Genomic DNA, 4003 nt, shown 5'->3' on the forward strand with positions numbered 1-4003 from the left:
AATTAATCCCTGTCCCCTTTCGGAGACAACCCCTCTAACTTACCAGCCCTCAGACCGTTCAGCGAACGGATCTCCGAACCGGCGAGCCAGAAGGGATTACCGACAAGCCCGACACACCCACACCAAAGTCACCAGAGTGAAGAAGGAGGGTTGCGCCGCACCTCGTCGGCTTCTAAAGATTAGCAGCGCTCCTGACCCCTCGGGCCGGTTCCGCGCGTTCTCCGGCAACAGAACGATCACGGCCGAACATAGACTCCCCACGTGAGCAGCAACACGCCGCCAGTGGCGAAGAAGATCCCTACGGAGCGCACCCATCACGGCGACACCGTCATCGACGAGTACGCCTGGCTGAGCAACAAGGAAGATCCAGACACCACCGCCTATCTGGAGGCGGAGAACGACTTTCTCAAACAGGAGACAGCTCACCTCTCCGACCTCCAAGAACAGGTGTTCCAAGAGATCAAGGGCCGCACCCAGGAAACCGACCTGTCGGTGCCCGGCCGCAAGGGCGCGTGGTGGTACTTCACCCGCACCGAGGAAGGCAAGCAGTACGCGGTCTCCTGCCGGGTCCCCGCGGACGGCGACACGCCCCCGGTGATCACCCCGGGCGTGCGGCTCGACCGCGAACAGGTGATCCTCGACGGCAACGAGCTCGCCGGCGACAGCCCGTTCTTCTCGGTCGGCACCAGCGCCGTCACCCCCGACGGCACGATGCTGGCGTTCTCGACCGACTACAAGGGCGACGAGCGGTTCACGCTCAAGTTCAAGAACCTCGAGACGGGCGAGATCCTCGCCGACGAGATCGCCGACATCTTCTACGGTGGCTCCTGGTCGGCCGACGGCTCGACGTTCTTCTACACGCGCGTCGACGATGCCTGGCGCCCGTACCAGGTTTACCGGCACACCCTGGGCACCCAGGAGGACGTGCTGGTCTACGAGGAGAGCGACGAGCGTTACTGGGTGGGCATCGGGCTGACCCGCAGCGAGAAGTACCTGCTGCTGGGCGCCGGAAGCAAGATCACCAGCGAGGTGCGGATCCTCGATGCCACCGACCCCACCGGTGAGTTCACGATCGTCCGTCCCAGGACGACCGGTGTCGAGTACGGCGTCGAGCACGCGGGCGACTTCTTCTACGTGCTCCACAACGAGAACGCCGAGAACTTCGAGCTGGCCACCGCCCCGCTCGACGACCCCGGCACGTGGACGCCGCTGATCCGGCACCGCGAGGACACCAGGCTCCTGGAGATCGACGCGTTCTCCGACCACGCCGTGGTGCACTTCCGCCGTGACGGGCTGACCGGGCTGCGCGTGCTCCCGTACGGCGCGGCCGGGGAGACCTGGCGCGAGCGGGTCGAGGCGTCGGAGCGGAACGCGTACGAGATCGACTTCCCCGAGCCCCTGTACGACGTCGGCCCCGCCGGCAACCCCGAGTTCACGACGACGCGGCTGCGGCTGGCGTACACGAGCATGGTGACCCCGCCGAGCGTGTACGACTACGAGCTGGACACCCACGAGCTGATCCTGCTCAAGCAGCGGCCCGTGCTGGGCGGCTACGACGCGGACGACTACGAGCAGTTCCGCGAGTGGGCCACGGCCGAGGACGGCACGAAGATCCCCATCTCCATCGTCAAGCGCAAGGACACCGGCAGACCCGCCCCGATGGTCCTGTACGGGTACGGCAGCTACGAGACCTCCATCGACCCCGGTTTCTCCGTCGCGAGGTTGTCGCTGCTCGATCGCGGGTTCGTCTTCGCGGTCGCGCACGTGCGGGGCGGCGGTGAGATGGGCCGCCGCTGGTACGAGGAGGGCAAGCTCACCAGGAAGCGCAACACCTTCACCGACTTCGTGGACGCGGCCAGGCACATGAAGGCGACCGGCTGGAGCGAGCGGATCATCGCCAGGGGCGGCTCGGCGGGCGGGCTGCTGATGGGCGCGGTGACGAACCTGGCGCCGGAGCAGTTCGCGGGCGTGGTGGCCGAGGTGCCGTTCGTGGACGCGTTGAACACGATCCTCGACCCATCGCTCCCGCTGACCGTGATCGAATGGGACGAGTGGGGCGACCCGCTGCATAATGCCGACGTGTACGCCTACATGAAGGGGTACACACCGTACGAGAACGTGGACGGCAGGCCGTACCCGCCGATTCTGGCGATCACGAGCCTGAACGACACGCGCGTGCTGTACCACGAGCCGGCGAAGTGGATCGCCCGGCTCAGGGCGATCGCGAGCGGCGGGCCGTTCCTGCTGAAGACGGAAATGGGCGCGGGGCACGGCGGACGCAGCGGACGTTACGACGCGTGGCGGGAAGAGGCGTTCGCGCTGTCCTGGATCATTGAGAAAGGCACGTCATGACATATCAGGCCGATGAAGGACGCTACGAGCGTCAGCCGTACAACCGCAGCGGGCGCAGCGGGCTCAAGTTGCCGGCGGTCTCGCTGGGGTTGTGGCACAACTTCGGCGACAACCGGCCGATCGACGGCTCGCGGGCGATCCTGCGGCGGGCGTTCGACCTCGGGGTGACGCATTTCGACCTGGCCAACAACTACGGGGTGCCGTACGGGTCGGCGGAGGAGAACTTCGGCAGGATTTTCCGCGACGACTTCGTCCCGTACCGGGATGAGCTGATCATCTCCTCCAAGGCCGGCTACGACATGTGGCCCGGCCCGTACGGCGAGTGGGGTTCGCGGAAATACGTGCTGGCCAGCCTCGACCAGTCGCTGCGGCGCATGGGCCTCGACTACGTGGACATCTTCTACAGCCACCGTCCCGACCCTGAGACGCCGCTGGAGGAGACCATGGGCGCGCTGGACCGGGCGGTGCGCTCGGGCAAGGCGTTGTACGCGGGCATCTCCAACTACTCGGCCGAGCAGACCGCCCAGGCCGCGCGGATCATGCGTGAGCTGGGCACCCCGCTGCTCATCCACCAGCCGTCCTACTCCATGATCAACCGGTGGATCGAGGACGGGCTGCTGGACGCCGTGGAGGAGGCGGGGATGGGCTGCATCGTGTACTCGCCGCTGGCGCAGGGGCTGCTGACCGACCGCTACCTCGACGGGGTGCCGACCGACTCGCGGGCGGCCACCAGCAGGTTCCTCAACGCCGACGCGATCGACCGGGACCTGGCCCGTGGCCTCAACGAGCTCGCCAGGACCAGGGGGCAGACGCTGGCTCAGATGGCGCTGTCGTGGACGCTGAGGGATTCGCGGGTGACGAGCGTGCTGATCGGCGCCAGCAGTGTCAGGCAGCTGGAGGACAACGTGGCCTGCGTGGACGGCCCGGAGTTCACGCAGGACGAATTGCAGGAGATCGACAAGATCATAGGGACTCGTGCCGCTGCAGGTAGGTGAAGGAGGCCCAGCCCGGCAGCACCGGCAGCCAGAACGTGAGCAGCCGGTGCAGCAGCACGGCCGAGGTGGCCAGTTCGGCGGGCAGGCCCGCCACCGTCAGGCCGCCCACGAGTGCGACTTCGACCGCGCCCAGACCTCCGGGTGTGGGCGCGGCGGAGCCGATCGCGTTGGCCGTGAGGAAGACGACCGCGACGGCGGTGAAGCTGAGCTCGCCGCCGAACGCGGCCACACAGGCGTCGAGGCACACCACGAACGCGATCGTGATCATGAGTGTGCCCACGCACGCCTCGACCATCTTGCGCGGCGACTGGAGCACGTCGAGCAGCCGCGGCAGCACGTTCGAGAACAGCTTGCGCAGCCGCGAGGTCACCAGGCGGCGCAGCGGCGGCACGCCGAGCACCGCCACGACCAGCACCGCGACCCCGAGCAGCACCAGGACGAGCCCGCGCGACGGCGTGAACGAGGTGGGCGTGGTGGAGCCGGTGATGTAGGCGAACAGCGCCAGCAGCATGATGTGGAAGACCAGCATGATGAGCTGTGAGGCGCCCACGCTGGCCACCGCGCTGGCCGGTGAGATGCCGCGTTTCTGCAGGTAGCGGGTGTTGATCGCGACGCCGCCGACCGCAGACCGCCCAGCAGCGCGTACGGCGAGCGCG

General features: G+C 67.4%; 3 protein-coding genes. 2 read left to right on the forward strand and 1 reads right to left on the reverse strand.

Annotation, left to right across the window (positions count from 1 at the left end; all coding sequences use genetic code 11):
* Positions 1 to 261 precede the first annotated feature (261 nt).
* Both ACFPZ3_RS68965 and mgrA read left to right on the forward strand, forming a co-directional pair.
* Positions 262 to 2352 carry a S9 family peptidase gene (locus tag ACFPZ3_RS68965; RefSeq protein WP_379525145.1) on the forward strand — a complete coding sequence of 697 codons (2091 nt, stop codon included), beginning with the start codon at positions 262 to 264 and terminating at the stop codon, positions 2350 to 2352.
* On the forward strand, positions 2349 to 3347 hold the full coding sequence (mgrA, locus tag ACFPZ3_RS68970; RefSeq protein WP_379525146.1) for an L-glyceraldehyde 3-phosphate reductase: 999 nt from the start codon (positions 2349 to 2351) through the stop codon (positions 3345 to 3347). Before ACFPZ3_RS68965 ends, mgrA begins: the two co-directional genes overlap by 4 nt.
* Here mgrA and ACFPZ3_RS68975 read toward each other — a convergent pair.
* Positions 3316 to 4003, reverse strand: a 688-nt coding sequence (locus ACFPZ3_RS68975) for a lysylphosphatidylglycerol synthase transmembrane domain-containing protein (RefSeq protein ID WP_379525147.1), incomplete at its 5' end; no start/stop codon positions are given. The genes mgrA and ACFPZ3_RS68975 overlap by 32 nt on opposite strands.

The sequence above is a fragment of the Nonomuraea insulae genome (assembly GCF_042656245.1).

Coding starts and splice junctions, on each gene's coding strand:
- mgrA (WP_379525146.1), top strand. CDS start 2,349: ATGACATATCAGGCCGATGAAGGACGCTACGAGCGTCAGCCGTACAAC.